Source organism: Moraxella bovis (genome assembly GCF_025985205.1).
In the GTDB taxonomy this organism is placed as follows: Bacteria; Pseudomonadota; Gammaproteobacteria; order Pseudomonadales; family Moraxellaceae; genus Moraxella; species Moraxella bovis.
The window spans coordinates 2,254,399-2,278,737 of record NZ_CP087840.1; the positions used below are offsets into that span (position 1 = coordinate 2,254,399).

Genomic DNA, 24,339 nt, shown 5'->3' on the forward strand with positions numbered 1-24,339 from the left:
TTTTATTCAAATGAATAAATCAATATTTTTTTATTCATTTGAATAAATATTTTTAAAAATCTAGGAAAATTAAATGTTTGGCGAACGCCTAAAATCCGAAAGAAAACGACTTGGGCTAACCCAAGAGACATTTGGCGAGTTGTGTGGTGTCAAATTGTTGGCACAGTCCAATTACGAAAGTGGTAAACGCAGTCCAGATGCTGACTACCTACAAAAAGCCCACCAAGCAGGCGTAGATGTTGGATATTTGGTAACGGGGCAACAGACAGCACTCACCCAATTAGATGAAAATGAGAGACAGTTAATAGAAAAATTGCGACAGTTGCCCGATGAGCAAAAAAGTGCGGTAATGAGATTTTTATTAAATAATTGAAAGATAAACCGTAAACTTTTTACTCTTAAATGGTTTTTGTGAGTTTACGGTTTAAAATTAAGAAAATTCAATAAATCCAAAAAAATTATATTGTAAATCAACAATATACATAAACCGTAAACCAAATTTTTAATTTTCTAAAAAGTTTACGGTTACAGAACACAAACTGTAAACTAGCAAATAAGGAAATCGTTATGATTAACCACAAACCAACACTTCTAGAAGACCCCACAGAAGAGCCAATTTTTCTTTTTTCTTACGAGGTGGAGAGATACAGAAAAGAATGCTTGTCGCAAGAACAAAAAGACACACTAGAAAAACTTGTTAATGAAGTGCATTTGAACAATCCCCAAAAAACGATTATGGATATTTGGTTGGCGTTGGTTGAGCATTGTGGTGTTTCCAATTACCACAGCATAAAGAAAGACAACTACGATGAAGTATTGTCATTTTTGCAAGGTATGATACCAAACACACAATGAGCTTTTATTTTAAAGGGGTTATTGCCAGTGCAGGGGGCGGTAAGTTTAGCGATGGCGTGATTGGCACAGATGACTTTTTGGCTTTTCGCAAAGAGTGGATTAACCGCACAAGCCTTACAGCAAGCCAGCTTGTCGCCATTAACACAGACGGCGACAGTATGTTCCCCACAATACCAGAAAACGCTACTGTCTTAATTGACAAATCAAAAAACACCGCCAAAGACGGTCGTATCTATGTGATACGCATCGGCGAGCAGTTGTATGTCAAACGCACCCAGTGGCTACCGACAGGGCTACGGCTCATCAGCGACAACACCATTTACGACCCCATAGACCTATCAAAAGCCGACCTAGACAGCTCCGACATTGAAGTCTATGGGCAAGTCGTCCACATCAGCTACGACTTACCCCACTAGCTACCACTCACGCATAAAAAAGCGACCACTACACTTGCAGGGTCGCTTTGGTTTGAAGTGTTTTGATGGGCTTTTAAACGGTTTTAAACGCTATTTAAATACCTATCAAACTCCCATCATTTATGCAGGTTTTTTTATCATTTTTCTATCAATTTCTCTCATTTTTTATCATTTTGTTTCGTGCATATTCTTGACCGCCCAACCGCCCACAGCTTAGATGTATCAATGGCTCGGGCTTGGTCTGCTCTCTGGTCTGGTCTATGCAGGTTTAATCAGTCCCCCATAATACACACCGAAATAACAAGCACCCCCGCACTCATCCAAACACTCTTTTATCATTCACGGGGTTCTAGATATTTCTCCGCTTCTTCTAAATTGACCGTTACCAAACTAGAAATACCCGCCGTAGGCATGGTAATGCCCTTTAACTCATGTGCCGCTTGCATGGCAAGCTTGTTATGACTGATAAAGACAAACTGCACGCTGTCTGACAACTCATGAATCAGACTCGTAAACCGCCCCACGTTCGCATCATCTAAAGGGGCATCGACTTCATCAAGCACACAAAACGGAGCAGGGTGCTGTTTGAAAATCGCAAAAATCAGACTTAGGGCGGTCAGTGTTTTCTCGCCCCCTGACAGCACGGCAAGGCGTGAGTTTTTTTTGCCTTTGGGCTGTGCCATTAGCACGAGTCCTGCTCGCCATTTGTCCGCCTTGGGCAAGCTCTCATCATCGATGAGTGTTAGGCTTGCCTGCCCACCGCCAAACACTTTGGCAAACAACGCATTCATCTCATCATTGACCGCTTTTAACATGCCCAAAAACAGCTGTTTGGTCTTGTCATCAATGGCACGAATGGCGTCTTGGAGTTTTTTCATGCTGTCTGTGATGTCTGCCACCTGCTCATCTAGGGGCGAGACTCGCTCTTCTAACTCGGCAAGCTCCGCCGCCGCCGCCAGATTGACCGCCCCTAGCTTCTCAATGTCCGCCTTAATCTGCTCAATGCGAGAGCTGTTATCGGCAAATACAGGCGTACTCGCTCGAAAATCCGCCAACGTGGACGGCAGGTTAAACTGCTCATTCATGCCAAGCATCTGCTCGCCCAAATCCGCCAAACGGCTCTCCCCCACCGCCACATCAGCATGAGCATTGGCAATGCTCGCCTGTGCAGCAGCGAACTTAGCATGGGCATCGGTCAGATTCTCTTGTAGCCTGCCCTGCATGATGACCAGCGTTTTTGCCACCGCTTCATGCTCTTCGCTTTGCACTTTTAGCTCGGCGGTCTCAGCTTTTGCCTGCTTAAAGGCATCTTCTAACACAGGCAGTCGCTCACTCATCGCCACGCTCTGAGCAATAAGCTCCTTGGTCTCAGCATCCGCCTTTGCTACGTTCTCATGCGATAACTCTAATAGCCTTGTGGCGTGGGCTTTGTTTTGGGTGAGTGTGGTCTGTTTGAGTGTCAGCTCCTGTCTGTCTTGGGTCATCTGCTTGAGCTTGCCTGACAGCTCATCCACGCTTACCGACAGCACATTTAGGGTGTTTTGGGTGACCTGCAATACGGGCAAATGCTCATCTAGTGCCGTCATGCTACGCCCAATCTCATCATCCATGAGCCTAAGCTCGCCATCTAGCTCGGAGAGTTCATCGCTAAGGCTTATCTTTTGGCTGTTAAAATTCTCCCATATCAGCTTATCTTGACTTATCTGATGTTCTAGTTTGACCAGTTTTGCCTTGCTCTCGTGTAGGCTGTGGGTCAGCTCGCTGTGCTTGGCATGGCGTTCTTCTTGTGCCACTCTTAGGACATCCAGCTCGCTCATCATCGCCTTTAACGACCGCTGTTTATCATCTAACTCACTCTCTATCTGTCCCAGTTTCTCTTCTAGCTCATCTAAGCGTTTGGCGTGTTCGGCTCGCTCGCTAAGCACGCCCTGCCCCTGTCCGCTCTGCCCCAAAGCAGAGACATGCACGACCCCAAAAGAGCCAATAATCCATCCTGTCTTCGTCAAAATCAGCACGCCTTGGGCAAGCTCATCCGCCCATGCCGTGACCAGTTTATCAAACCCCTTTTCATCAAGCGTTTGGGTATCGACATCCAGCAGATACACGCCCTGCCACAGTGCCAGCGTGGGCGATTTTATCAAGGCAGTGAGCGGAATGAGTTTATCACTACTTTGCCTAAAATTAGGTGCGGTATAAAGCACCATACTCGGCAAGCGTTCATGAGCAGACAGCCCCGAAGTCTCGCCTTTGTGCTTGGCTTTTTTGCCGTCTTTTTTCTTATCCTTTTTATCATCATGGCTGTGCTTACCACCGTCCATGGCTGTGGGCAGATGATTGATGAGTGGCAACAAAGAAAAATCACGCTCACCATCTAGCACCCGAGCATCCAGCCAAAAGCCCAAAAATTTATCCAGAACATCGGCATATTTTTCGCCATCACAGGTTAGCTTAATGCTGTCTTTTAATGAGTCTAGTTGGGGCAGAGCGATACCATCCACACAGCTTTTGGTGTCAGCCCCACTGTTGTCTATATCATCATCCGTGCCGTCATCATGGGCGGACGGGGCGTGTTTGGGTTTATGCACCAGTTTGTGTAGGGTGTCATACTCGCCCATCATGGACGCATGGCGTTTTTCTAATGCAGACAGCTCAACTTGCAATGCTTTGACCTGCTGACTTTTTTCATCAAACACCTGCCTGTCGTCGTCATCGGACAGCTCATCTATGGCAAGATTTAGCGTGGCGATGTGGCTCGTCAGCGACTTTATCTCATCCTGCTCTTTGTCGTGGTTTTGCTCTTTGTTCTCGTGCTTATTGATGAGTTCTTGGTATTTTTTGGTGACTCGCTCGTGGCTTGTGAGTAGGCGGTTTTTTTGCGATGTCGCCAGTTTGTGCGTGTTTTCTAGGTCGTTCTTTTTTTGGGTAAGCTTGCTCACTTGCTGTTTGGCAGTGTTAAACGCCCCTTGGGCTTGGGTCAGCTCATCTTGTAAGGCGGTCAGTTTTAACGCCCCCTCGGTTACATCAGGGCTGATTTGCCCAAGCTCCTTGTCAATCTCATCAATGCTTTGTTGGTTCTCCACAATGCTCGCCTCTGACTGGGCTTTGAGCTCGGTTAGGCGGGCGATTTTGTCTTCACAACTGGCAATCTCTTGGTTTAGGCTATAATAGTTATGCTCTGCCGTCTGCTCTTTCATGCGGGCGTTATGGTAGTTGTCCCGTGCGTCATCTTTGAGCCAGTTTGCTTCGGCAAGTTTGGCTGAATAGACGTCCAGCTCTTTTTTGGCTTTACCCACCGCTTGTTCTAGCTCGTGCAGGATTTGGGCGGATTTGTCTTTGTCTTGTTTTTTAGCTTCTAGGTATTGCCACGCCTCAAAAATGCGTTTTAATAAGTCGTTTTTATTCAGCTCAAACAACTCATCATTTAGGGCTTGGTATTTTTTGGCGGACTCGGCTTGACGGATGAGTGTTTTGTGCTGTTTTTTAAGCTCGCCTTGCAAGTCATTAAGTCGTGCCAGATTATCCTTGGTTTCATTTAACTGTTTTTCGGTCTCGGCTCGGCGTGCCTGATAGCGTGACACACCCGCCGCCTCTTCGATGAACTCACGCAGTTGCATGGGGCTAGAATCAACAATCCGCCCTATCATGCCCTGCTCAATCACCGCATAACTTCTCGCCCCAAGCCCCGTCCCCAAAAACACGTCCACCACATCACGGCGACGTACCTTTTGCCCATTGATGTAATAATCAGACTTGCCCTCTTTAGTCACTTGACGGCGTAGGGTCAGCTCATGGTATAGGTTTAGAGCATGGCGAATGCCTGTACTCTCATCTTGGGTATGCTCAAAGGTCAGTTCCACGCTCGCCAGAGATTTACCCGCTCGCCCTTCTACCCCTGCAAAGATGACATCGCTCATCGCCCCGCCACGCAGCTGTTTGGCACTCGTCTCACCCAGTACCCAGCGTATGGCATCAATCACGTTGGACTTGCCACAGCCGTTTGGCCCAACAATGGCGGTAATGTCGTGCTTAAAGGTAAAAGTCGTGGGATTGGCAAAGGATTTAAAGCCTGATAGTTTTAGGGATTTTAGACGCATGATGATTGGGATTGGGTATGGAAAAGGGGTGTATTTTAGCAAAAAGTACCTTTTTATTAAACCAAAATCCATACCATTTGCCCTATTTTTATTGTAAAATAGCCATTTTTAAACTTTTGACACTGACATGATTACCGCACAAACCCTGCCAGACCTACTTGTTCTTTTAAACTTTAACCAGCATGGAAATATTTGGACAAAAACATTTAACGAAACCACTCTTTTACAAGTGGATTTTGACAACAAAACATTGATTTATCCCAAAAACTTAAAAATCAATGAAAAACAAACGTGTAATTTTAGCAGTAATGAGAATTTCGTGGTTTTTGAATGTGTTCATCGCTTATTAGAAAAAGGTTATCAAGCCTGTGATATAGAATTAGAAAAACGCTGGTCATTAGGTCATAGCCAAAAAAGCGGACGGGCTGATATTTGCGTTTATCATAATGATGACTTATTGATGATTATTGAATGCAAAACTTATGGCACAGAATACAATAAAGCCCTAAAAATACTCAAAGATGACGGCGGTCAATTATTTAGTTATTGGCAACAAGACCGCTCTGTAAAATGGCTTGGTTTATACGCATCTGATATTATTGATGATGAATTGATTTATAAAAATGACATCATCAAATGTAGCGATGACGAAAACCTAAAACTTCTTTTCCAAACAGATGAAAGCATTGGACTTTATAACAATGCCCATAACAAACAAAAATTGCACGAGATTTGGCAAGAAACCTATCTTGGACAATTACACCAAGAACTATTTTTTGGCGATGAAACCACCGCTTATCATATTGGCATTAAACCACTTCGCAAAAAAGATTTGCAAGATTTTAATCCCGATGACAAAATCATCAATCAATTTGAAGAAATATTACGTCATAATGCTGTATCCGATAAAGAAAATGCCTTTAATCGCTTAATTGCTTTATTTATTTGTAAATTGGTTGATGAAATTCAAAAAGACGAAAACAGCGAAGTAGAATTTCAATATAAAGTTGGTCAAGACACGTTTGAAACCCTACAAGACAGATTGCAACGACTTTATACGGAAGGCATGGATAGGTTTATGAAAGAAGAAATCTTTTATATTCCCAATGAATATGCCCAAGACATTTTTTCACGCTATCAAGGTGGCGATAGAATTCACGCCATTGATGAATTAAAACACACCATTCGCAAATTAAAGTTTTATACCCATAACGATTTTTCTTTTAAAGACGTACATAACGAAGCTCTATTTTTACAAAACGGCAAAATATTGGTAGAAATGGTACAGCTTTTTGAGAAATACCGCATTGTTTATCTATCAAAACATCAATTTTTGGGCGATTTATTTGAACAATTATTAAATAAAGGTTTTAAGCAAAACGAAGGACAGTTTTTTACCCCAAGTCCAATCACTCGTTTTATTTGGGATAGCTTACCACTACAAAATATCATTAACAAAAGTGATGATAAATACCCAAAAGTGATTGACTATGCGTGTGGCTCTGGGCATTTTCTAACAGAAGCCATAGAAGCCATTAATAACGCCAAACCCAATTCAAATAATGATTGGGTTCGTGATAGTATTTTGGCATAGAAAAAGACTATCGTTTGGCTCGTGTTTCGCAAGTATCCATGTTTATGAATGGTGCTGGCGACAGTAATATTATTTTTGGGGACGGCTTAGATAATGATATTGGCAAAGGCATACAAAATGAACAATTTGACATTTTGGTTGCCAATCCACCCTATTCTGTTTCGGCTTTTAAATCTCATCTAAAACTAAAAAACAACCAATTATCTTTATTAAATTTAATTACCAATAATGGCGGAGAAATAGAAGTTTTATTCTGCGAACGCATTGCCCAATTATTAAAATCAGGCGGTATTGGTGCAGTTATTCTGCCGTCTAGTATTTTGAGCAATGATAGCACAAGCTATACAGGTGCAAGAGAATTATTATTGCAAGAGTTTTTTATTCATGCTATTGTCAATTTAGGCAGTAAAACATTTGGAGCAACAGGCACTAATACGGTAATTTTATTTTTGGAAAAAATGAAGTATCCACCAAAACAAATAAATTTTGCCAAATATCATGCCCGAGCCATATTTAATAAAGCAGAATTAAATATTGGAATGATAAAAATGTTTATCAACGCTATTTAAATAAGATAGATGTGCCTGTTGATATTTATGATAAATTTCGCCTAAAAACATTGACATGGGACGAATTAACAACCATTGACAACGAATATATCGTCCTACATCGCCAATCTTTATTACCAAAAATTGGTTTGGATAAAACCCAAAAAAACCTATCTAATGATGAAAAAAATGCAATCATTACCAAAAAATTCTTAATAGAATTTGAATTATTAGAAAAAGAAAAAATTACCTTTTTTGCCCTAACGGACAATCAGAAAACCCTTATTATCAATGCCCCAAGCGAAAATGCCAAACAAAAAGAATTTTTGGGCTATGATTGGAGCAATCGTAAAGGGGCAGAAGGCATTCAAATCATCAAAGCAGGGGGGGAAGCTATACAACCACGATAATCGTTTTGCCGAAAACACATTGGCTCATTATATCCGTCAAATGTTTGAACGAAAAGATATTGCGATTGCTGACACTTATGGCGAATATGCGTATATGGTTAATACTGTAGATATGCTTGATTTTGGATTGATTGGTTTTAATAAATCCATTCGTACCATCATTCAAAAGAGAATTGAGATTAATAGTAAATATCCGCTTATAAAATTAGTTGATTTTCCAAGCGAAATCAGAAAAGGCAAATCGATTACTGCAAAAAATGCCATATCGGGCAATTACAAAGTTGTTGCTGGCGGTAAAGATTTTGCCTATACGCATAATGAATATAATCGTGATGAAAACACCATAACCATTAGTGCTTCTGGTGCAAATGCAGGTTTTGTTAATTTTTGGAAAGAAAAGATATTTGCATCAGATTGTACAACCATTCGTGGCAAAACTGAATTGGCAACCAAATATATATTTGTTTATTTACAAAGTATGCAACAGGCATTATTTGATTTGGCTCGTGGCTCGGCACAACCCCATGTCTATCCTGATGATATTAAAAACTTTAAAATTCCCTTACCGCCCCCAAGTATTCAACAACAAATTATTGATGAATGCCAAAAGATTGATGATGAATATGAAAATAGCCGTATGGCAATAGAAACTTATCGCCAAAAAATTGCGGATATTTTTAATGAATTAGAGATTGTTTACAAAACGCAGGGGGGGGGGGGTTAAATCTGGTTAATTTGGGAGACATTTGTCAATCATATATCGGACTAAATTATAAACCTGAACATATAAATGATAATGGCATTCTCGTGCTACGTTCATCAAATATTAAAAATGGAAAATTAGATTTTAATGACCAAGTACGAGTAAAGCTAAATATTAACGACAAGTATTTTGTTAAAAATAAAGATGTTTTAATTTGCGTTAGAAATGGAAGCAAAAAATTATTAGGTAAATCTGCTTATTTAGATACCCTAAATGAACCGATGACATTTGGGGCATTTATGGCAATTTGTCGTAGTAATAAATTTAGCAAATGGATTTACCTATGGACGCAAAGCAAACACTATGCAGAACAAATAGAAAAAATATCATCAACTGTTTCTATTAACCAATTAACTCAAAAAACCTTATTATCATTTAAAATACCAGTCTTACAGTCATATGATGAAATGCAAAAAATAATCGCAAAAGCCGAACTCTACGAACAAAAAATTGAAATTCATACAAAAGTTATAAATGAAAGCCAAAGAAAGAAAGAGGCAATATTAGCAAAATACCTATAAAGACAAAAATGGGGGGGGTAGCCACCTACCCCACCACCCCACTCCACACCAATTGACAACCCACCACAATCAGCAAACAGGCAAAGGCTTTTTTGAGTGTGCCTGCTGGCAGTTTGTGGGCGATTTTTGCTCCAAGTTTGGCGGTAATAAAGCTCGCCACACTAATGGCAACAAAGGCAGGCAAATGTACAAAGCCAAGCAGTCCTGCCACAGGCTCACTCATGTTTGCCACATGACTTCGCCCAAATATCATAAATCCAAGCGCCCCTGCAATGGCAATGGGCAGACCGCACGCTGCCGAAGTCCCGACCGCTTGTTTCATGGGTAGACCTGCGTGGGTAAGATACGGCACATTTAGACTACCACCGCCAATCCCAAAAATCGCCGAAGCCATACCAATCACACCGCCCGCCACGCTCTGACTCATCGGCTTGGGCAGGGGCTTGATATTCTCGTCTGCCTTTTTCATGAACATCTGTATGGACATGGCAATGGCAAACACACCAATCAGACCTTGCAAATAATCCCCCTTGATAAGCGTTGCCACCCACGCCCCAAACAGCGAACCGACCACCAAGCCATAGGTTAGATTCTTAAACACGTCCCAACGTACCCCGCCTTTTTTGTTGTGAGCCGTCAAAGAGCTGATAGACGTAATGATGATAGTCGCCAAAGCCGTCCCCACCGACACATGGGGGATAAACTCGCTCGGAAAGCCATACGCCCCCAAAATCCACACAAGTGCAGGCACGATGATAAGACCACCGCCCACGCCAAACAGCCCTGCACACACGCCCGCAAACGCTCCTGCGACCACAAACCACAGATACATCATGTTACATACTCTCACATTTACCAAATTTATGGTATTATAGCTTATTTTTATTCATTTGAAACAACCAAAAACCGCCCCATGCCAAATTTTTTGACCGCCACGCCCCACACCCATTTTGACACGACAGGCAGCACCAACACCCAGCTTATCCACGCCATTACAGACGACACACACACACACACCGCCCCCCACCTATACACGGCAAACCACCAAACGGCAGGGCGTGGACAGCATGGGCGGACGTGGGTCAGCGGTGCGGACAATGTTTTTTTGTCTTTATATGTTCCGATTGGTCAGGGGCAATTTGAGTTACATCAATTATCGGGCTTATTGTCATTGGCGGTAGGCTATCAACTTGCTCAATTAAAAATCATTCAAACCATTAATCAAATTCGCACCGAAAATAACCTACCTCCCATTGGCGTAAAATGGGCAAATGACGTGGGCTTTTATGATGATAAGGCAGGATTTTTTAAAAAACTCTCTGGCATTTTAATTGAACCTGTTTTTAAAAAATTGGATAAAAATACGCTTGTGGGTGTGGTAACTGGCGTGGGGTTAAATGTCAATAATTCGCCTGTGATAAAAGACGGTCTTTATCAAGCGACGTGTTTAAAAGAATTATCCGACATAAAAACAACCGCCCAAGATTTATATATCCCAATAGCAAATTCAATCTTTCAAGCAATAGAAATTTGCAATGATTGTAAAGAACCCATGTATCTACAAGATTTTATTGATAAATTTAACGCCAATCATCTTTTGACCGATAAACTTATTCATATTTTTATGCAAAATAATATGACGGATATTTATGCCAAAGGCAGATGTATCGGCATTGGTAATCAAGGCGAATTGTTATTAAATGACAATGGCGATATTAAGCCGATATTTGCAGGTATGGCAAAAATTGTGAATTAGGTTTTTAAATAAATTGTAGGGGAAAATTGCAATTTGCCCTTTATTAAAAATCGGTATTAAAATCGGTATTAAAAATTAGCATTTAAATTGAGATTTTTAAAAAAATTATCCCCACAATATGAGAATTTTTAAAATTTATATAAATACCAAAACCCATTTTATTAAGGAAAATTATGAAAAAACTTTGGCTAGATTTGGGCAATACCCGCCTAAAATATTGGATAGTCGATAACGACACCATTATCGCCCATGACGCAAAAGAACACCTAAAAGCCCCCAATGAGTTACTATTTGGACTGCTTGGCACATTGGCGAGCTTTGAGCCTGAATTTGTGGGGATTTCTAGCGTACTTGGCAATAAAATTAACACCGCCATTGACAAGACCTTGCAAGGCTTTGCCGTGCCGTTTGAATTTGCCAAAGTCAATGCCAATCACCCCCTTTTGACAAGCCATTATGACCCCAATCAGCTTGGCGTGGACAGATGGCTACAAATGCTTGGTGTGGTGGATAACACCAAAAAACAATGCGTGGTCGGCTGTGGCACGGCATTGACGATTGATTTGATAGAACACGGCACACATTTGGGCGGATATATCCTGCCCAACGTCTATATGCAACGCCACGCCCTGTATGCAGGCACTCAGCAGATTGCGGTCAAGGCTGGGCGGTTTGACCGCACCGAGCTTGGGCGGACGACCTTTGATGCGGTCAATCATGGCGTGCTGTTTGGTGTGGTTGGAGCGGTGCGTGCGGTGCGTGCCGATTATCCTGATTTTGAGATTACACTCACAGGGGGCGGTGCGGATATGATAAACGTTCAATTTGAGAACGCCCTGAATGTGGAGAAAGAGCTATTGCTTGAGGGGTTAAAGCGGTATTTTGCTTAACTCAAAACACAACGGAATACAATCCGCCCCTTAGCATGCTATTTTGCCAAACCTCAGTCTACAGCCCCCTGCAATCCCAAAAATATACCGTTTAGACCATGCTCAAAAGCCACTGAACAACTCACACAAAAGCATCTCCAAGCAATCAGTTGCAAAAGTCTGATCCAGTTTAGCCATGATACAAACAAATGTTTGGGATAAGTCTAAGTGGGCATGAAAGGAGATTTTGAGACTACTCAAAAAACAAAACCAACCAAAGTGAACATGCAAACGGTGTTTTCTTTTATCTAATTTATTTCACTCGCTCGCCAATCCATTGTGCCACATCGTCATTGATTTTTTGTCCGCCATTTTCCAGCATGAGCAAATGCCCAAAGTTTGGATACAAAATCAAACTTTTATCCACCGAGTTGGTCTCATTATAAAAATCAAGGGCATCTTTGGGGGTAACAAATTCGTCGTCATTGTCTTTTAAATATTTAACACCTTCTTTAAAGCTGTTGGGTAAAGACACCGAAAATTTGTCAAGCATCAATGGGTCGCCAGCCACCGACAAGCCAGCCCCTTCAAACGGAATGTTAAGTGTGGTCAAAGACACCGAGCCGTCCACAAAACTGCCCGCAGGTTCTGGGCGTGGCAAATGCCCAAAATTCATGGTGTTATAACGCAAAACACCCACCACCAAAATAACGCCATTCACATCTATAGCACTATTTACAATATAGAAATATTTTAGAAATAAACCAATCGTTTTTGCATGAAAAACGGGCGATTCCCCTGCTGTTTTAAACAGGCATTTTTCATGGCAAATACAAAAGGCAGGCACGCCCTATTATAAAATTTTAAAATTGATAAAAGAATAATGATTTTTGGAAAAGATGTCTTTAAATTTGGAAAAAACATTTATCACAACACAGCATTCTAATGCCACAACTTTTCTGTTTTACAATCAAATACCCCAAATAATAAATTTTACTGATATATTTATGAAAAATTAACCATAAATTGAGCAATTATACCACTTTTTGGTTATTTTTATCATTTTATCTGATGAATTTATCAAAACATTCCTTAAATAACCCCACATATTTTGTGGGTTTATGCCAATAATTCTGTTATAATCAAATCAAAAAATCATGCTGATAAAAGTTTGATATTTGTTGCATTTTATCAATAATCGGATGATGATTTTTTATTTCATTTTAAATCCTTAAAATTTATAAGGATATTTTACCCAATAGGGAAATTGGCAAGGTTTTATTTTTAACATCTTACGATAATAAAAAGGTGAACATATGCCATTTAAGCCCGTTTCTGCGGTCATTGCCGTGCTTGTTACCCTCATCATTTGGTTTGGTATTCCCATGCCACAAGGCGTTGAGCCGAACGCATGGCACCTCCTTGCGTTGTTTGTTGGGACGATTGTTGCGATTATTGGTAAGGCATTGCCCATTGGGGCGATTTCTATCATCGCCACTACCCTTGTTGCCTTGACGGGCGTAACCGCCGACACGCCCAAAGATGCGATGAAAGATGCGTTATCTAGCTTTTCAAGTCCGCTTATCTGGCTCATCGCTGTGGCGGTCATCATCTCACGAGGGCTTGTCAAAACAGGGCTAGGGGCGAGGATTGCTTATAATGTTATCGGCTTTTTTGGCAAAAAAACGCTCGGCATTGGCTATTCACTGGCAATCGCTGAGACCTTGCTTGCCCCCATTACCCCATCAAATACCGCTCGGGGCGGGGCGATTATCTATCCCATTACTCGCTCTATCGCCGAGAGTTTCGGCTCAAAGCCTGATGACGGCACCACCAAAAAAATGGGCGAGTATTTATCACTGGTAAACTACCAATCCAACCCAATCACCTCCGCCATGTTCATCACTGCCACCGCCCCAAACCCTTTGGTAGTGGAGCTGGTTGGCAAAGCCACAGGCAACGAGATTCATATGTCGTGGACAACGTGGGCGGTCGCCATGCTCCTGCCGGGGCTTGCGTGTATTCTACTTATGCCCCTTATCATCTACGTTCTTGCCAAGCCTGAGATTACCCAAACGCCTGATGTCAAAGACTTTACTCGTCAAAAACTTGCCGAGCTTGGTAAATTAAGCCGTGATGAAAAAATCATGCTTGGCGTATTTAGTGGTATGCTCCTACTATGGGCAAATGTGCCTGCCATGCTGTTTGGCGATGCGTTGGCGGTGGATGCGACAGCGGTGGCGTTTTTGGGCTTGTCGGTCGTCATTTTGACAGGCGTGCTGACATGGGATGATATTTTAAAAGAAAAGTCGGCTTGGGATACGCTTGTGTGGTTTGGCGTATTGATTATGATGGCGACTTATCTGAACAAACTTGGGCTGATTGCATGGTTTTCAGGTCAGATTGAGACTGCCATTGCGGGCATGGAACTTGGCTGGGTCGGTGCAATGGCGATTTTGACACTTGTGTATCTGTACACCCATTACTTTTTTGCCAGTACAACCGCTCACATCACGGCAATGTTTGGGGCGTTTTATGGCGTGGGGCTGGCTCTTGGGGCTCCGCCCATGCTCTACGCCTTGATTTTGGCGGCGTCAAGCAGTCTGATGATGGCGCTCACGCACTACGCCACAGGTACAGCTCCTGTCATCTTTGGGGCGGGTTATGTCTCGCTTGGGCAATGGTGGAAAGTCGGGGCGGTCATGAGCGTGGTCAATCTTGTGACATGGATTGGCGTGGGGCTCATTTGGTGGAAAGTGCTTGGGTATTATTGATAGGCATCATGAGTTAAGATTTACAACATGACGATGTAAGGCATCTTAATAAAACTTGATTAACCCTTGACCAAACAACACCCAAAAATAAGGGCAAATTGGATTTGTCTTTATTTTTACCGCCCAAAAGACACGCCATTCACCCATGCAAACTTTTATAAATCGTCCCTGCCAGCACCTTGCCAATACCCTTGATGCTGGCAATCTCACTTTCGGACGCACCAAGGAGCTGTTGAATACCGCCAAAATGAGCCAATAGGTCTCGCCTACGTTTTGCCCCCAGATTGGGAATGACTTCCAGCACGCTTGCCCCACGAGCCTTGTCTCGTTTTTTGCGGTGAGCGGTAATGGCAAAGCGGTGAGCTTCGTCTCGTATGTGCATGATAAGGTGCAACGCCTTAGAATCCATTGGCAAATCTATTGGCTCATGCCCCAAAAAGTGTAGCACTTCAAGCCCCGCCTTTCGCCCCTCTCCCTTTGCCACGCTGATGAGTAGCGTGTCGTCCAATTTATCAAGCTCGGTTAAGACTTCTTTGGCGATATTTAACTGCCCTTTTCCACCGTCTATCAATAGCAAATCAGGCAAGGGGTGCTTGGCATACCGCCTTGTCAGCACCTGTCTCATCGCTCCATAATCATCGCCCCCGACCACGTCATGAATGGCGTACTGGCGATAATCCCGCTTTCTCGCCCCCCGACTGTCAAACACCACGCACGACCCCACCGCCAGCTCGCCCATGGTATGACTGATGTCAAAGCACTCAATGCGGTTAATTGCCTTATCTGACACCGCTCCTAGCACCTGTTGCATGGCGACAAACCGCTCATTTAATTCATTAAAATCAGACAACTTGGCGGTCAAGGCATTATGAGCATTCAAAATCGCCAGCTCCTGCCACTCTCGGCGGTGCTTTTGTACTCTGTCTTTTATCAGGCATTTTTTGCCAAATTCATCATGGAGCAGCTCGGCAACCGTGTCTTTGTCATCTACCATCTCATTGATGATAATCTCTTTGGGCAAATCATCGCTCACCTCCAAATAAAACGACAACAAAAACCGTTCGAGCCGCTCGGCAGGCGTATCAAACACCCCCACATCATCAGGAAAATAACTCTTACCGCCCAGCACCTTACCACCACGCACGGTCAGCACATGGACGACCGTCAGCCCGTTTTTGTCGGCAATGGCAAACACATCGGCACTGCTGTCATCGCCCACCCGATACACCGCTTGACGGGCGGTGATGTCAGAGAGCATGGCAAGGCGGTCTCGGTAAAAAACGGCTTGCTCAAAGTACATATTCTCGGCAGATTCGTGCATTTTTTGGGCAAGCATGGCTTGCAATTCGCCTGTTTTACCATTCAAAAAATCTAACGCTTGTCCCACATTGTCATCATAATCCGTCTGACTAATCAGCCCCACACACGGAGCGGTACAGCGTTTGATTTGGTGTTCTAGGCAGGGGCGTTTGGCATTGGCAAATACGCTATTGGTGCAGTTTCGTAGCATAAAAAGCTTTTGCAAAAGTAGCACCGCTTCTTTGGCACTATTGGCGGACGGATAGGGCCCAAAATAGCGACCTTCGGCATGATTGCCCTTGCCCCGCCCCACCGCAAGGCGTGGGAATTTGTCCTTTGAGATGAACAGATACAGATAAGATTTGTCGTCCCTTAGGATAATATTATAAGGCGGACGGTGCTGTTTGATGAGATTTTGCTCAAGAAGCAGAGCCTCGCTCTCGCTCCGTGTGATAATAATCTCAATATCACAAATGCGAGCGACTAGGGCGACTGTTTTCGGGTGGTCAATGGTCTTGGCAAAATAGCTGTTCACCCTGCTTTTTAGGGATTTGGCTTTTCCAACGTACAAAATCTCGCCCGACTTGCCGAGCATTTTATAGACACCAGGCAGATTGGGCAGGTTTTTTAGGAGCTGGGTAAGATGGTCGGAATAGGCTTGATTCATGGTAAAAACGAGATATTTTTCACTACTTTATAAGGTAAATTTTTGCTTTTGCAAGCCCGCCCCTAGCAATAGGCAAATAAAAAAAGAGCCACAAAAATATGGCTCTTTTAACTCAATAAGAAAACTTAATGAATTACTTAGTTTCGGTTGCAGGAACAGTAGCAACAGCAGGGTTTTCGTTGGTTACAGTTTCAGTACCTGCGGCAGCGGCAGCACCGTCAGCTGCGTCTTTGGCAGCGTCGGCAGCTTCTTCGGCAGCGTCTTGTGCGTTTTCAGCAGTCGCTTCAGCTTGCTCAGCAACAGTCTTGTCAGCAGATTGAGCGTCAGCAGCAGCAGTAGCAGCAGTGTCAGCAGCAGCTTGGGCAGTGTCAGCAGCTTGTTGTGCAGCAGCATCAGCAGGAGCAGCGTTTGCGGCGGCTTGTGCTTCGTTCGCTGCTTCTTGGGCAGCAGCAGCAGCTTCTGGTGCTTCTTCCGCTGGCTTTGAGCAAGCGGTAAGAGCCAATGAACCGATTAAGGTAGCTAGGATTAACTTTTTCATGATTTTCTCCAAATCTTAGGATGAACATAGAATTAAGGCAAAAAAACTGCCATGTTTAATCTCTGTTTTTAACAAAGATTATCATCGCAGAATATTTACCCCTATATTTCTTGTACTATTATATAAACATCATTCGGCAATAACAAATGATTTTTAGTAATAAATGCAATCAATCTGTAACAAAACATTTCTACAGAAAGCTATTTTTGATTTTTGTCATTAAAATGACGTAAAATTTTCTTAAACTGATTATTTTTCAAAAATTTTAATAACACCTATTTTTAAACATACTGAGCAAATACTCTAAGAATGATTATATTTTAGTCATTTTTTAATAATGACAGCTTGCCAATATTAAATGATTTATCATTCTTCTTAATAATTCATGACTTTATTTGGTCATGTTATTAAAAAATTCATCGTTAGTTTTGGCGTCTTTTAGGCGGTCAAGTAAAAATTCGGTCGCCTGATAATCATCCATCGGCTGTAACAGTTTGCGAAGCACCCACACTTTACGAAGCATTTCTTCATCGATGAGACGTTCTTCACGGCGGGTTGATGATTTTTTGATGTTAATGGCAGGGAAAATACGGCGTTCGGCAAGCTCTCGCTCCAAGGTAATCTCTTGGTTGCCTGTGCCTTTAAATTCTTCAAAAATCACGCTGTCCATCTTCGAGCCTGTGTCGGTCAGGGCGGTGGATATAATGGTCAAACTGCCACCTTCTTCGACATTACGAGCCGCTCCAAAAAAGCGTTTTGGACGCTCCAACGCATTGGCATCCACACCCCCTGTCAGCACCTTGCCGCTTGATGGAATGACTGTGTTATAAGCACGGGCTAGGCGTGTAATACTATCTAGTAGGATGACCACGTCTTGTTTGTGCTCAACAAGGCGTTTGGCTTTTTCGATGACCATCTCAGCCACTTGGATATGGCGAGCAGGTGGCTCATCAAAGGTCGATGCGACCACTTCGCCACGCACAGTACGCTGCATTTCGGTAACTTCTTCGGGGCGTTCGTCAATGAGCAGAACGATAAGATAACACTCGGGGTGGTTTTTTGAGATGGCTTGGGCGATGTTTTGTAGTAGTACCGTCTTACCTGCCTTGGGTGGGGCGACGATGATGGAACGCTGACCCTTACCAATCGGAGCAATGAGGTCAATCACACGCCCTGTCAAGTCTTCGGTCGTGCCGTTGCCCACTTCTAGACGTAACTGCTGGGTGGGGAAAAGCGGTGTTAGGTTCTCAAAGATGAGCTTATGGCGTGAACGGTCGGGCGTATCAAAGTTAATCTCACTGACCTTTAATAGAGCAAAATACCGCTCGCCATCTTTGGGCGGTCTGATTTGCCCTGCGATAGAATCACCTGTTTGCAGGTTAAAACGGCGGATTTGGCTTGGGCTGACATAAATGTCGTCAGGCCCTGCCAAATATGAACCTTCTGATGAACGCAAAAAGCCAAAACCATCTGGCAAAATCTCCAATACGCCATCGCCATAAATCGGCTCGCCGTTTTTGGCGTGGGTTTTTAGAACGGCAAAAATGATGTCTTGTTTACGGCTACGAGCCATGTTTTCAAGCCCCATTTGCTCAGCAATGTATAGCAACTCACTGACAGGCTTGCGTTTTAGTTCGGTCAAATTCATGAGATGATCTAGATAAGATGTGTAGAAGTGAAAACAAAATGAACTCCGCCAAGAAAAAGTCAAGGACTGACGAGGGCGGTAAAAATATGAAAGGATAAATCAGCCACTCATAATAACTGCTCTTTGCCTGAATGTCAAGGGCTTGGGGGTGATTTTTTGATATGCCAAAGGCTAGTCGTTGACGTATGACTAGGACATAATCGATTTCGGCATTTACAATAAAAATATCTGCCTAAAAAACAGGTTGAGAGCAAGGGGGGTTGCTCACTTTATTAAGAGAAATAAGAGCCTTGAATCCTCCATCAGACACACCGTAATTAAAATCATGGGCTCTGGTTCAAAAAGTATGCTACAAAGAAAACCGTTCGTGGCGAGCTTGTCAAACCATAACGGTTTTCCTACCCGCAGGCAGGCTCAGGAAGAACGGAAAACCTAGTTCAGCATACTTTTTAGACTACTACCAAATCATGAAATTAACCACGCCTTATAAAAAACCTCATCAACAGTAGATATACCCCAACACACACCTTTATCGCCAAAATTTAAAAGTACGTCTTTTTTTACTTGTTATTTTGTATTTTTTTGGTTATATTGAGAATACGATTAACTTCTATTCATCATTAACCACACAAGGAATTATTATGGCAATGTTTGACTTTCGTCATTTTGACAGCGACCAATCCACCGAACTTATGCACACCACCAGTAAGCTGGCTCAGCATGCTAATGTCGCCAGTTTCGCCAAACTTATACCCGATGGCCTAAAAGGCATTAATGCTGCCCTAACCTTACCCGATGGCTGGCGTTCACTCACGCCAGCCGAACTCAACTTACCGAACAGTGCTGTGGACATCTATGGTTACTACACTTTTGTAAGTACCATCACCGGTGACCGTCCGATTAATGGTTCAGGACCACAGGTTATGTTGGTTGGTGAATTTGATGATACTGGCAAGCCCACTCGCCTTGGCATCAGCTGGGCTGGCACCAATGATTTGCTTGATGTGGCGGATTATTTTCATCTCAACGAAGGTAAGATTGCCCCTAACATGCAGCCACTTTTGCAAGCCATCAAAGACTATGCCACCGCCCACGACCTATCGGGCAAAGACGTGTTGGTTACAGGTTACAGTCTAGGTGGGGGCTACACCAATATCATGGCAAAACACCGTGAATCATTGACTGATGGATTTTTTAACGACGCAATATACATCGGTCATGCCAGTCCTGTCATCTACGACAATCCTGATGTTATTTTGAACATGGGTTATGAAAATGATGCCGTCTTTCGCATCACAGGCTCTCACACCAGTGTTGCTGATGCCATCGCTGGTGGCGGTCCTGCATTGTCCAACATAGACAATGATTTTGACAGCAGTATTGACAATGTGGTATTGGTGACAGGCGCGTATGCCTCGGCTTTGTGGGATGTCAACAACCCCTTTGTCATGTCACTTATCAATACTGCCCAAGGCTGGGCAGCACATACAGGTGCATTGGGTCAAGATACTTTAGAACGTATTACCAACTCATCTTTTTATGAGTTTACCCACAGAGACAGCCGCATCATCATCGATCAGCTAAATGCCGCCGAACGTCTTAGCATGTGGGTCAAGGACAAAAGCCATCAAGCGGACAAAGTTGGTAGTTTCATCATTGGCTCAAACCACAACAACCTTATACAAAGTAGCAAACAGGGTGACTACATCGATGCCAAAGATGGCAATGACCGCATCGTACTGGCACAAGGTGCAGACCGTGTGGATGGCGGTGCAGGCGTTGATACTGTCATCTTACAAGGCAAAAGCCAAGATTGGCATGCCTATCGACTGTCTGATGACACAGTATTTATGCACGCCAAAGACGGTACAGGCATCAAACACCTTGAAAATGTTGAAAAAATTGGCTTTAATAACGAATCCTATACCCAGATTCGTCCTTATGACATCAGCTCAGAAGGTCTTGTCTCCAACCGCTATCTCATCAAAAGTCGCAATACAAACATCGACTATCAAGACCATCTTGAAGGCAGCCAGTCAGATGATGTCTTGACAGGCGACATCATCTTTGCCAGAGAAGGCAATGACGTTCTGTACGCACTAAACGGCGTCAATGGTCTGTTACACGGCGGAATAGGCGACGACCGCCTATTTGGCAATGATGGCAACGACCATCTGTATGGCGGTGAAGGCAATGACTATCTGTATGGTGGCAAAGGCAACAACATACTGTTTGGTGGTATCGGCGATGACATTTTTGCATTTAACCAAGAAAGTACTGGCTTGAACATCATTCGTGACTTTAATAGCTATATTGGCGACCATGACAAGGTCATCTTTGACAATGTTTTTGCCAACATAAATGAGCTTAGTCAAGCCACCCATCATATTGGCAACGATGTTCACATCAGAGCCACTGATTTGTACATCATCATCAATAACACCAACGTTGATGACGTCTTGGCTCATGCCAGCATATCAGGGGCATAAGCTAAATTATCAACTGGTAAGCGCACCCCAAAAGTGACACACAACTTTTGGGGTGTGGTTGTGACAAACGGCTTGCACTTTTGAGGCAAACTCACCCACCAGTTTTATTAAAAAACAATCAGCACTTTATCTTTTTGGTTTTGTAAACAACATCAAGGCTTGTCACCCAATCATCGATATAAACCCAGTCATCTTTAAGACATTCAATAGCATATCTTTACTTACTTTGTGGCGTCAATAATTTTGTACATACAGTCATCAATAATGTCAATCGGCACTTTTGTTGGCTCATCAATACCCGCTTTAAATATCATGTAATAAATACAGCTTATCGCATTGGCATGCTCTTTAGGAAAGGCAATCTGACAATTCTCTTCATGTAGCATCAATATCGGGGTGCAGGTATGTTATCAAAAACCTTATGACCAATATCAGGTAACTGTTTTTGTTGCTTTCAGCTACATCTTTTTTGGCGTTATGTTGTTCTGTATTGACCTCAATACTCTCTCCTGCACGATTTTCATGAAACCCTTAGGGAGTCACCAGAGATGGAATAACCCAATTTTTCTAGGGTGCCGGTGCCATCCACCAAAACCACCGCATCTTTGTTGATTTTTTTGATAGATTTGCCATTGAACAGCATATCTGTATTTTCGATGATACACCCACCAAACCCCAAAATAACACTTCAAACCTTCTTCGATTGTATCAAACTCTGACAAATGACTTCTAAGCCATCTCTTAATCGTTGCCCAAGTTTGCTCTATTGGATTTAGCTTGGGTGAGTAAGGTGGTAGTGGTAAGATGATGTGTTTGTATGGTATGTTATTGATAAGCGCTTGCAAGTGTTTCATTCTGTGAAATCTTGCATTGTCTAAGATGATGATACAAGGCTTGCCTGTTTGTTTGGTGTGATTGTTAAGACAAGGCAGTAGCATTTGTTCAAACCACGTTTCAAACAAAGCACTTGTCATTGTATTGTTGTAGATGAGTGGAGCAATCAGGTTTTTGGTTTTTTACAAGACAAATGCCTGTTTCTTTAAGTTGTCGTCTCCAACGAAACACGGTGTGTCTTGATACACCAAAAGCTTCTATAACAAGGTCAATGTTCTTGCATTTGTCATAATAAGCCAAGGATTTTTGTCTGATTTCTAGTGAATAAGCCATATAAGTAGTGATTGGTGGATGGTGATGGAGATATGGTGATAATTGGTGTTGTTTCAAGGTTTGTTGGTTATATTTTGAGTGCAGGCCACCATCTTTTTGACCAAACTCTACTAACATGCAAATAAGCTGTCTAGCATATAAGCCACATTGGGCAGTAGTAAGCTGTCTTTTTTCGGAAAAGTCTTCTCAAAACGCAAGAAAAAATTATCAAAACCTTCGAAATATTTTTTAAATAGATCTGCTTGTAGACTAAGCAGAAACTCTTATAAATACTAGCGTTAAATTTTTTTAAAAATCCACAAAAATCCAGGTTTGGAAAAAAGTCTAATGCCCTGCCTTCAAAACAGTGTGGTTTATCCATGGCAAAAATCAGATTGAGTCGTTTGAGGCATTCTAGGTAGGGTTTTGGCACATCTTGATGAGCAAAAAACAAATCAGGCACGTGAATGTCTCTCCAACGGGCGATTGAAAACATTACCACCTTTGTCAAACAAGCTGAGTGTCATGACCAGAGCGGACAAATTTACAGATTTGATGAAATCATTAATGACAGAAATATTGCCAATTTCATAGACACAGACGCAATTTTCTTGCCATGAGCATCATTGTAAAGACCTTTAATAAAGTAATCTTTGGTGTCTTCGAGATTGATTTTTCTACCTTCACGAATGGGCGTGGTAGGGGTTAAGATGATGGGCTTCTTGTCGCCAAAATGCTTGGCTTGGCTCAAGAATCGCCTTAATGCCTTAATAAAGGTAAAAATTTGCCTGTGTCAGCTCCCATCACGACATCGATATTTCATCATCATTAATGGAAACCTGATAGTTGTCGATGGCATAATGCGTAGATAATGTGCTGGATGTATCGCCACTTTTGTGAAAATCATCAAAAATACCCATAATATTACCAATGGCTTTTTCTTGGCATTCTTGCTGTTCATAGCAAATTTTTTTCTTGATTTAAGCCATTTACCACATCAACCCCTGATTATTTGCAAGGTTGGTAACAGGCATATTGTGCTAGTGCTGTGTGCTCCAGCTCATATCAAAGGTCTATTTAAAAAAAAGGCAGTGGTTCAAAAAGTATGCTGTAACAAAAACTAAAAAGACAACTTAACCAAACAGTGGTAATTTACGGTTATGAAGACGACAATTACCATTACTTGCCCAAGTTGCCTATGTCATAGTATAAAGAAAAATGGCGTAAAAAGCTATGGCAAACAAAATTATTTTTGTAAAAATTGCCACAGACAGTTTGTCCAACAGTCAGAACTAAGCTACAAGGGCTGTTATTCGCACATAGACAACAAAATACGCTTAATGCTTGCTCGTGGGTGTAGCATTGCAGATATTGTGGTAATTGAACAAGTGAGCAAAGCAAAGGTGCTAAGTGTACTCACAAACAGCAACCACAAAATCAAACCCAAACAACAACATTACGACACCTTAGAAGTGGATGAGTTTTGGACTTATGTTGGTAACAAGAAAAACAAAGTTTGGCTCATCTATGCTTATGACAAAGGCACAGGTGAGATTGTTGCTTTTGTGTGGGGCAAACGAAACCTTGCTACTGCCAAAAAACTCAAAATACAACTTACCCAACTAGGCATTACTTTCAACAAAATTGCTTGTGATGATTGGGATAGCTTTTTAACTGCCTTTAAGCACTCTTTAAAACAAGTTGGTAAACGCTTTACTGTGGGTATTGAAGGCAATAACACCAGACTGAGAACCTTCGTCAGGCGAGCATTTAGGAGAACTTGCTGTTTTTCTAAAAAGCTAGAAAACCATTTCAAAGCATTTGAGTTGGTGTTTCATTATATTAACTATGGTTGGGTTTAGCATACTTTTTAGACCAGAGCCGAAAAAAAATTAGGACACGCCTATCTTTTTAACGCGATTTTCATTTAGAAAATACCCCAAACCAGAGAT

23 protein-coding genes are annotated in these 24,339 nt (G+C 42.4%); 13 read left to right on the plus strand and 10 right to left on the minus strand.

The window, feature by feature from the left end:
* The first annotated feature begins 73 nt into the window (after positions 1-73).
* The 3 genes from LP107_RS11500 to LP107_RS11510 all read left to right on the plus strand — a co-directional run bounded on the left by LP107_RS11500 (position 74) and on the right by LP107_RS11510 (position 1,271).
* The gene (locus tag LP107_RS11500; protein ID WP_078274961.1) at positions 74-373 is read left to right on the plus strand and encodes a helix-turn-helix domain-containing protein; all 300 of its coding nucleotides are present in this window, start codon (positions 74-76) and stop codon (positions 371-373) included.
* Positions 374-567: 194 nt separating this feature from the next.
* A complete protein-coding gene (locus tag LP107_RS11505; protein WP_078274962.1) occupies positions 568-855 on the plus strand; it encodes an ORF6C domain-containing protein in 288 nt (95 codons plus the stop codon).
* Positions 852-1,271, plus strand: a complete 420-nt coding sequence (locus LP107_RS11510; RefSeq protein WP_112741841.1) for a S24 family peptidase — start codon at positions 852-854, stop codon at positions 1,269-1,271. Before LP107_RS11505 ends, LP107_RS11510 begins: the two co-directional genes overlap by 4 nt.
* A gap of 335 nt (positions 1,272-1,606) precedes the next feature.
* Here LP107_RS11510 and LP107_RS11515 read toward each other — a convergent pair whose 3' ends face one another.
* Positions 1,607-5,365, minus strand: a complete 3,759-nt coding sequence (locus LP107_RS11515) for an AAA family ATPase (protein ID WP_112742842.1) — start codon at positions 5,363-5,365, stop codon at positions 1,607-1,609.
* Positions 5,366-5,492: 127 nt separating this feature from the next.
* Here LP107_RS11515 and LP107_RS11520 point away from each other — a divergent pair, with 127 nt between their 5' ends.
* The 5 genes from LP107_RS11520 to LP107_RS11540 are packed head-to-tail and all read left to right on the plus strand — an operon-like array spanning position 5,493 to position 9,201.
* On the plus strand, positions 5,493-6,959 hold the full coding sequence (locus tag LP107_RS11520; protein ID WP_264676100.1) for an N-6 DNA methylase: 1,467 nt from the start codon (positions 5,493-5,495) through the stop codon (positions 6,957-6,959).
* A 38-nt stretch (positions 6,960-6,997) separates the two neighbouring features.
* Complete coding sequence (locus LP107_RS11525; protein WP_264676099.1) at positions 6,998-7,528, plus strand: HsdM family class I SAM-dependent methyltransferase; 531 nt, start codon at positions 6,998-7,000, stop codon at positions 7,526-7,528.
* Between the two features lie 11 nt (positions 7,529-7,539).
* Positions 7,540-7,917 carry a hypothetical protein gene (locus LP107_RS11530; protein WP_112742588.1) on the plus strand — a complete coding sequence of 126 codons (378 nt, stop codon included), beginning with the start codon at positions 7,540-7,542 and terminating at the stop codon, positions 7,915-7,917.
* On the plus strand, positions 7,814-8,641 hold the full coding sequence (locus LP107_RS11535) for a restriction endonuclease subunit S (RefSeq protein ID WP_143821664.1): 828 nt from the start codon (positions 7,814-7,816) through the stop codon (positions 8,639-8,641). The genes LP107_RS11530 and LP107_RS11535 overlap by 104 nt, the downstream gene beginning before the upstream one ends.
* An 11-nt stretch (positions 8,642-8,652) precedes the next feature.
* On the plus strand, positions 8,653-9,201 hold the full coding sequence (locus tag LP107_RS11540) for a restriction endonuclease subunit S (RefSeq protein ID WP_158079630.1): 549 nt from the start codon (positions 8,653-8,655) through the stop codon (positions 9,199-9,201).
* 25 nt (positions 9,202-9,226) lie between these two features.
* On the opposite strand, the gene LP107_RS11545 is transcribed toward LP107_RS11540, so the two are convergent.
* Positions 9,227-10,036 (minus strand): sulfite exporter TauE/SafE family protein, encoded by an 810-nt coding sequence (locus tag LP107_RS11545; RefSeq protein WP_078273810.1) that lies wholly within the window; start codon positions 10,034-10,036, stop codon positions 9,227-9,229.
* A gap of 78 nt (positions 10,037-10,114) precedes the next feature.
* Between LP107_RS11545 and LP107_RS11550 the strand changes: the two genes are divergently transcribed.
* A complete protein-coding gene (locus tag LP107_RS11550) occupies positions 10,115-10,957 on the plus strand; it encodes a biotin--[acetyl-CoA-carboxylase] ligase (RefSeq protein ID WP_264676098.1) in 843 nt (280 codons plus the stop codon).
* Positions 10,958-11,130: 173 nt separating this feature from the next.
* Positions 11,131-11,847: a pantothenate kinase gene (locus LP107_RS11555; protein ID WP_078273808.1), complete on the plus strand. Its 717-nt coding sequence runs from the start codon at positions 11,131-11,133 to the stop codon at positions 11,845-11,847.
* Between the two features lie 292 nt (positions 11,848-12,139).
* Here LP107_RS11555 and LP107_RS11560 read toward each other — a convergent pair whose 3' ends face one another.
* Entirely contained in the window at positions 12,140-12,547 is a 408-nt protein-coding gene (locus LP107_RS11560) for an alpha/beta fold hydrolase domain-containing protein (RefSeq protein ID WP_078273807.1), read from the minus strand.
* A 595-nt stretch (positions 12,548-13,142) separates the two neighbouring features.
* Between LP107_RS11560 and LP107_RS11565 the strand changes: the two genes are divergently transcribed.
* Positions 13,143-14,600, plus strand: a complete 1,458-nt coding sequence (locus LP107_RS11565) for an anion permease (protein WP_264676097.1) — start codon at positions 13,143-13,145, stop codon at positions 14,598-14,600.
* Between the two features lie 139 nt (positions 14,601-14,739).
* On the opposite strand, the gene uvrC is transcribed toward LP107_RS11565, so the two are convergent.
* The 3 genes from uvrC to rho form a co-directional block, all read right to left on the minus strand.
* Positions 14,740-16,566 carry an excinuclease ABC subunit UvrC gene (uvrC, locus tag LP107_RS11570; protein ID WP_264676096.1) on the minus strand — a complete coding sequence of 609 codons (1,827 nt, stop codon included), beginning with the start codon at positions 16,564-16,566 and terminating at the stop codon, positions 14,740-14,742.
* A gap of 133 nt (positions 16,567-16,699) precedes the next feature.
* Positions 16,700-17,104 carry a hypothetical protein gene (locus tag LP107_RS11575; RefSeq protein WP_078273804.1) on the minus strand — a complete coding sequence of 135 codons (405 nt, stop codon included), beginning with the start codon at positions 17,102-17,104 and terminating at the stop codon, positions 16,700-16,702.
* Between the two features lie 391 nt (positions 17,105-17,495).
* Entirely contained in the window at positions 17,496-18,752 is a 1,257-nt protein-coding gene (gene rho, locus LP107_RS11580) for a transcription termination factor Rho (RefSeq protein WP_112742592.1), read from the minus strand.
* 641 nt (positions 18,753-19,393) lie between these two features.
* Here rho and LP107_RS11585 point away from each other — a divergent pair.
* Entirely contained in the window at positions 19,394-21,241 is a 1,848-nt protein-coding gene (locus LP107_RS11585; protein WP_078273802.1) for a calcium-binding protein, read from the plus strand.
* A 221-nt stretch (positions 21,242-21,462) separates the two neighbouring features.
* Here the strand turns inward: LP107_RS11585 and LP107_RS11590 are convergent, their stop codons facing one another.
* The 4 genes from LP107_RS11590 to LP107_RS11600 all read right to left on the minus strand — a co-directional run bounded on the left by LP107_RS11590 (position 21,463) and on the right by LP107_RS11600 (position 23,138).
* Positions 21,463-21,630 carry a hypothetical protein gene (locus tag LP107_RS11590; protein ID WP_162860430.1) on the minus strand — a complete coding sequence of 56 codons (168 nt, stop codon included), beginning with the start codon at positions 21,628-21,630 and terminating at the stop codon, positions 21,463-21,465.
* Positions 21,631-21,780: 150 nt separating this feature from the next.
* Positions 21,781-22,215 carry a transposase gene (locus tag LP107_RS14345; RefSeq protein ID WP_338044504.1) on the minus strand — a complete coding sequence of 145 codons (435 nt, stop codon included), beginning with the start codon at positions 22,213-22,215 and terminating at the stop codon, positions 21,781-21,783.
* The gene (locus tag LP107_RS14350; RefSeq protein WP_112742594.1) at positions 22,196-22,525 is read right to left on the minus strand and encodes an IS630 transposase-related protein; all 330 of its coding nucleotides are present in this window, start codon (positions 22,523-22,525) and stop codon (positions 22,196-22,198) included. The genes LP107_RS14345 and LP107_RS14350 overlap by 20 nt, the downstream gene beginning before the upstream one ends.
* A 406-nt stretch (positions 22,526-22,931) precedes the next feature.
* Positions 22,932-23,138, minus strand: a complete 207-nt coding sequence (locus LP107_RS11600) for a hypothetical protein (protein WP_078275437.1) — start codon at positions 23,136-23,138, stop codon at positions 22,932-22,934.
* 409 nt (positions 23,139-23,547) lie between these two features.
* Here LP107_RS11600 and LP107_RS11605 point away from each other — a divergent pair, with 409 nt between their 5' ends.
* Entirely contained in the window at positions 23,548-24,249 is a 702-nt protein-coding gene (locus LP107_RS11605) for an IS1 family transposase (RefSeq protein WP_078275358.1), read from the plus strand.
* The last annotated feature ends 90 nt before the right edge of the window (positions 24,250-24,339 follow it).

Bases quoted from the DNA above. Each gene is read 5' to 3' on its own strand.
- LP107_RS11500 (WP_078274961.1), top strand. From the start codon at position 74: ATGTTTGGCGAACGCCTAAAATCCGAAAGAAAACGACTTGGGCTAACC.
- LP107_RS11505 (WP_078274962.1), top strand. From the start codon at position 568: ATGATTAACCACAAACCAACACTTCTAGAAGACCCCACAGAAGAGCCA.
- LP107_RS11510 (WP_112741841.1), top strand. From the start codon at position 852: ATGAGCTTTTATTTTAAAGGGGTTATTGCCAGTGCAGGGGGCGGTAAG.
- LP107_RS11515 (WP_112742842.1), bottom strand. From the start codon at position 5,365: ATGCGTCTAAAATCCCTAAAACTATCAGGCTTTAAATCCTTTGCCAAT.
- LP107_RS11520 (WP_264676100.1), top strand. From the start codon at position 5,493: ATGATTACCGCACAAACCCTGCCAGACCTACTTGTTCTTTTAAACTTT.
- LP107_RS11525 (WP_264676099.1), top strand. From the start codon at position 6,998: ATGTTTATGAATGGTGCTGGCGACAGTAATATTATTTTTGGGGACGGC.
- LP107_RS11535 (WP_143821664.1), top strand. From the start codon at position 7,814: ATGCCAAACAAAAAGAATTTTTGGGCTATGATTGGAGCAATCGTAAAG.
- LP107_RS11545 (WP_078273810.1), bottom strand. From the start codon at position 10,036: ATGATGTATCTGTGGTTTGTGGTCGCAGGAGCGTTTGCGGGCGTGTGT.
- LP107_RS11550 (WP_264676098.1), top strand. From the start codon at position 10,115: ATGCCAAATTTTTTGACCGCCACGCCCCACACCCATTTTGACACGACA.
- LP107_RS11555 (WP_078273808.1), top strand. From the start codon at position 11,131: ATGAAAAAACTTTGGCTAGATTTGGGCAATACCCGCCTAAAATATTGG.
- LP107_RS11565 (WP_264676097.1), top strand. From the start codon at position 13,143: ATGCCATTTAAGCCCGTTTCTGCGGTCATTGCCGTGCTTGTTACCCTC.
- uvrC (WP_264676096.1), bottom strand. From the start codon at position 16,566: ATGAATCAAGCCTATTCCGACCATCTTACCCAGCTCCTAAAAAACCTG.
- LP107_RS11575 (WP_078273804.1), bottom strand. From the start codon at position 17,104: ATGAAAAAGTTAATCCTAGCTACCTTAATCGGTTCATTGGCTCTTACC.
- rho (WP_112742592.1), bottom strand. From the start codon at position 18,752: ATGAATTTGACCGAACTAAAACGCAAGCCTGTCAGTGAGTTGCTATAC.
- LP107_RS11585 (WP_078273802.1), top strand. From the start codon at position 19,394: ATGGCAATGTTTGACTTTCGTCATTTTGACAGCGACCAATCCACCGAA.
- LP107_RS14345 (WP_338044504.1), bottom strand. From the start codon at position 22,215: ATGACAAGTGCTTTGTTTGAAACGTGGTTTGAACAAATGCTACTGCCT.
- LP107_RS14350 (WP_112742594.1), bottom strand. From the start codon at position 22,525: ATGTTAGTAGAGTTTGGTCAAAAAGATGGTGGCCTGCACTCAAAATAT.
- LP107_RS11605 (WP_078275358.1), top strand. From the start codon at position 23,548: ATGAAGACGACAATTACCATTACTTGCCCAAGTTGCCTATGTCATAGT.